A 4273-nucleotide genomic window follows, 5' to 3' on the forward strand; every position below is an offset into this window, starting at 1 on the left:
TGTTGAGTTTTCCATGCCTGATGGTTTCGGCGAAAGTATCTTTAAATCACTGGATGCAAAGGAATGGGATACAAATAAGTTCGCTTGGGGTATGAATTTGGAGTGGGACGACAAATACGATTACACATTTAAAGAAAAAATGTTTCATTTTAAAAATGTCGGAACGATGGAAATTAATCCGTCGCAACATGATATAACATGGCGTATTAAATGCGATCCACGCTATTTAAAGATTACAAACTTTACTACAAATGATTCGTTGACTATTTACAATCCTGGCGCTGTTTCGCAAGGAATCATTGTTATAAAGGGACTTCATATAGAAGATGAATATGGTCGTAATCTTGTACGTCATGCTGATGCAGGTGAAATACATTTTGCGCCTGGATTAAATCAAATCAAAATCGAATCGTCTACATTCCATTGGTGCGAAGTAAATACAAGATTCTATTATTTATAGAAAGGAGCGAATGCTATGAGTTTAGCAAGACAATATTATGTAAATAGTGCTATATCTGCTGATGAACGGCAAGAATTAAATTTAGAAGTAAATAACATATATTCGGAGCTTGTGAACAACCATAAATTTATTACTATGGTTCAACAAGCTCTTTTAAATTTAGCAGAAAAAGAGGCCATTGATGTTGCAAATTTACAGTCTTTAATAGCAAATGGAGATGCCAAATCTTTAAATGTTGTTAAAAAAATGATCTCGGATTTTCTAGCAGCAAAGCCGTCTAACTTTGATGAAGTGACTGCATCTAGATTAGGGGAAAAAACTTTATATGATTTTAACCAAAAGATTAAAACGAAGCTTGATAATACAGATAGTTTTCAACGGATTAAATTAACCGATGACAATGGCCATGTTATAAATCTTGAAGATGCAAGTGATATTAATGCCATTGTTAAAACAGGTTTTTATAAAGGAAACGTTAAAAATGCGCCTAAACAAGGATATTGGTGGATTCAAGTCTACTCACAACCAAATTCTGACTTCGGTTGCATGCAAGTAGCATATAGCTTGAATAATGCAGTTGAAAACAGTCTGTATGTCAGAAAAAAAACTAATAAAATTTGGACGGATTGGGAGCAGCTTGGTTTGGCTGGTGCTTATGATGATATTAAGAATGAGGTCATCAATGTTAAAGGTGCTCACGTTTCGTTAGATGCAGCAATTCGCTCTATGATTCCGTATAACAGTGTTAATTATTATGGCAGCGATAACGCGGCCTTTCAAAAAGCTCTGAATGAGTCGGCCGGGAAAACATTAGATGTACCTGCAGGGACGTACACAATTGGGGATTTAGAAATTCCAAGCAACATAACAATTCGTGCTGATCCGAATGCCTTCTTTGTTTTAAAGGCAGGAAGTGCAACATTCTTTACTAATAAAGATGTTGTCAATATTGGCGGATATGATAAAACAAGAAGTATTACTTTTAAAGGCGGATTATTCGATTTTAAAAAGGTGAAAGATGCAAAAGCATTTGTGTTATCACATTGTCAAGACGTTGTGATTGATACAAAAGTTATTAATGGTGGTGAGTCGCAATCATACGTCGCTTTGAATGCTGTGAAGGATTCAGTAATAGAACTAGAGGCTGTTGATTGTAGTGCTACAACGTCTATAGGGTCTACAGTAGGTATTTATGTATTTAATGATAAAAACACGCTCACAAACCAAAATACGAAGCCTTATGATATGACACCTTGTGACAATGTAAATGTAAATCTCAAATTGAAAAATGTGAAAAAAGGTTTAGTGGAAATTGGGCCTGTTGATAAAGTGATTCATAAAAATATCACTTATAACGTACAAGGTGAGAATGTGTTAGAAGAGCTCGGATTATTCAATAATATGTCTTATTTCAAAACAGAAAAGGTAATTGGAAATGATATTGGCCACAGTCTTATTTTTCAAATTCTAAACAATACTTGCGAAGATTTCACAATAGAAGGTGTAAATATTAGAAACGGTAAAAATAAAGAAACATCACGCGGTATCTGGTTTAAAAGTAAGGAAGGTGACAATGCTCCACAGTATCAAAATGTGAGGATTTTAAATCCGGTTGTAAAATCAATGAACGCTGGAATTGTAACTGATTTTGGGTTTGGAGTAAGAATTACAAATCCTGATATTTCTTATTGTCAAGAAGATGGTATTTGGTGTTATTACACGCTGGATTGGAGTTGTATAGGTGGTGTCGCCAAATACAACAACCAACGAGGCTGGCCGCGTGCTGATATTCACATTGGCGAAGGTGGAGGCAAAAAGACGTTTAGAGCAATATTAGCAAACTGTCAAGCAAGAACAGTAACACTTGTTGGTATTCAAGATAGTATTGTAACAAATGTAATTGTGAATGGCGGCGGGTTTTCTTACAACAAAAGTGACCACAATAATAAAATAGACTATCTAGAAGTGGGTTGGGGCACTATATGAAACGAGTAGAAAGACCTAAAATTGAACAATTATCAACGGGCGATCAATTTCATCTAGTTGATATGAAGCTTTTTGAGGTAATAGAGGGCAAAAATGAACCGTCCTCTATTCGCTTCGAAGTTCCAGATACAGGTATGAATAAGCGCGTTTATCCGTATGTGGAAGACAGGAATCTACTTATCTTTGAAGGTCAATACTATATCATTCTAGTGAATCATCTTGATGAACTTGGATTTAAAGATTGTGATGCAATACAAGTTGGTGCCGAGTTGTCTTTACAAACACAAGAGAAGAAAATCACAGGTTACATTTCAATAGAAGAAGGGCTTGCCCACACATTTGAAGGAAGTAACTTCAAATATATCAATCGTTGTTCGAAAAAAATGCAATTACAGTTTGATAACTTCGGTGGCGAAAGTCGTATGAAAATGATTCGAAAACTACTGGATCGTTTCGATATTGAATGTATTTTCGATAATATGACTGTTATTTTTGCGGATAGAATTGGTAAAACAACAGACAAGTTATATAAGTTTGGTTATAACGTAAATGCCATTAAGAAAACAACAGATGACAGCAATTGCTCATTCTCTGTTTTACTTTTAGGACATAAACCATCTAAAGAAGAAGGTGACGGTCCACAATTTACGTATTATTATGAATCACCTCTTAAATACAAAATGCCGGAACTCATTCGTTATCGACAAGCTGAGAATATTGAGGATGACAAGATTAAAAATGAAGAAACAGCAAGGAAACGTTGCGAAGAGGCTGTAAATGATATTCCGGTCACTTCTATCACTGTGGACCATAAAGAAGCAAACTTTGATGATTCGAACGAACCAAAGGTTGGGGACCGGGCAATTCTTCAACATCATAAGTACAATATGGATTTTGACGTGCGTGTTGTAAAGCGTACTCGTTATCCATTTGAAGAAACACCAAATATCTATGATTTTAGTAACAAGCGTGATGAGCTTGTAGATCGTACGGAAGAACAAAAGAAATGGACCGCGGATATTCTTTCTGTCGTAAAAGAATTGGATAAAAAGCTATTAGAGGAATCAAACAAGTATACAGAACGTATCAATGCAGAGACAGAAAAGAAAGTGGAAGAAGTCAAAAAGGAAAGTGAAGCAGCAAAGAAACTTGCCGAATTAGTGAAAGAAAACCAAAAGAACTTTCAAACCACAATCATTGAAAGTAATACGGAACCGACTCAAAACTTAGAGCCTGGTAAATCACTTTGGCTAGACACTTCAAAAGGTAGACCGGGCATTTTGAAAAAGTGGAACGGTAAAACATGGGAACCTATTGTTCAAGATGTAGATGCAGTTAAAAAAGAAGCATTAGAACAAGTAAATAAACAAGTAGAAACGGCAAGAACAGAGCTTAACGAAAAGGTAGAAGCGGTTCAAAAAGAAGCGCAAGGAAAATATAACAAGATTGCAGAAACAATTGATGGTTTTACTCGAACTATATCAAATGTACAAAAAGAGCAAGGTGATATTAGCAAGAAATTCACCACTACAGAACAAACCGCCGAGGGATTCAAGAAATCAATAGAATCATTAAATACAACAACTGGGACGATCAGCAACAAATTAAACACAGTTGAAGAAACTGTGGAAGGAACGAAAAAGACGATTTCTGACGTGCAGTCTGAAACAAATTCACTTAAGAAGACAACAACAGAAATCAAAGAGCAAGCAGGGGAAATCAGTGAAAAGTTAGATAGTGTAGAGAAGAAAACTAATAATCTTAGTGTTGGTACTCGAAATTATGTCCTATTAAGCTCTGATGAAGTTGTACTTACAAATACTGATA

The 4273-nt window shown here is 35.4% G+C and carries 3 protein-coding genes; all 3 read left to right on the forward strand.

What is annotated here, in order from left to right; translation table 11 throughout:
• A partial coding sequence (locus tag Q9306_RS24415) for a phage tail family protein (protein ID WP_306203215.1) occupies nucleotides 1–460 on the forward strand: 460 nt, incomplete at its 5' end.
• Nucleotides 461–475: 15 nt separating this feature from the next.
• On the forward strand, nucleotides 476–2446 hold the full coding sequence (locus Q9306_RS24420) for a pyocin knob domain-containing protein (protein WP_306203217.1): 1971 nt from the start codon (nucleotides 476–478) through the stop codon (nucleotides 2444–2446).
• The coding region (locus Q9306_RS24425; RefSeq protein WP_306203219.1) for a phage tail protein at nucleotides 2443–4273 on the forward strand (1831 nt) is incomplete at its 3' end. The genes Q9306_RS24420 and Q9306_RS24425, both read left to right, overlap by 4 nt.

Source organism: Bacillus multifaciens (assembly GCF_030756675.1).
GTDB lineage: Bacteria > Bacillota > Bacilli > Bacillales > Bacillaceae_G > Bacillus_A > Bacillus_A multifaciens.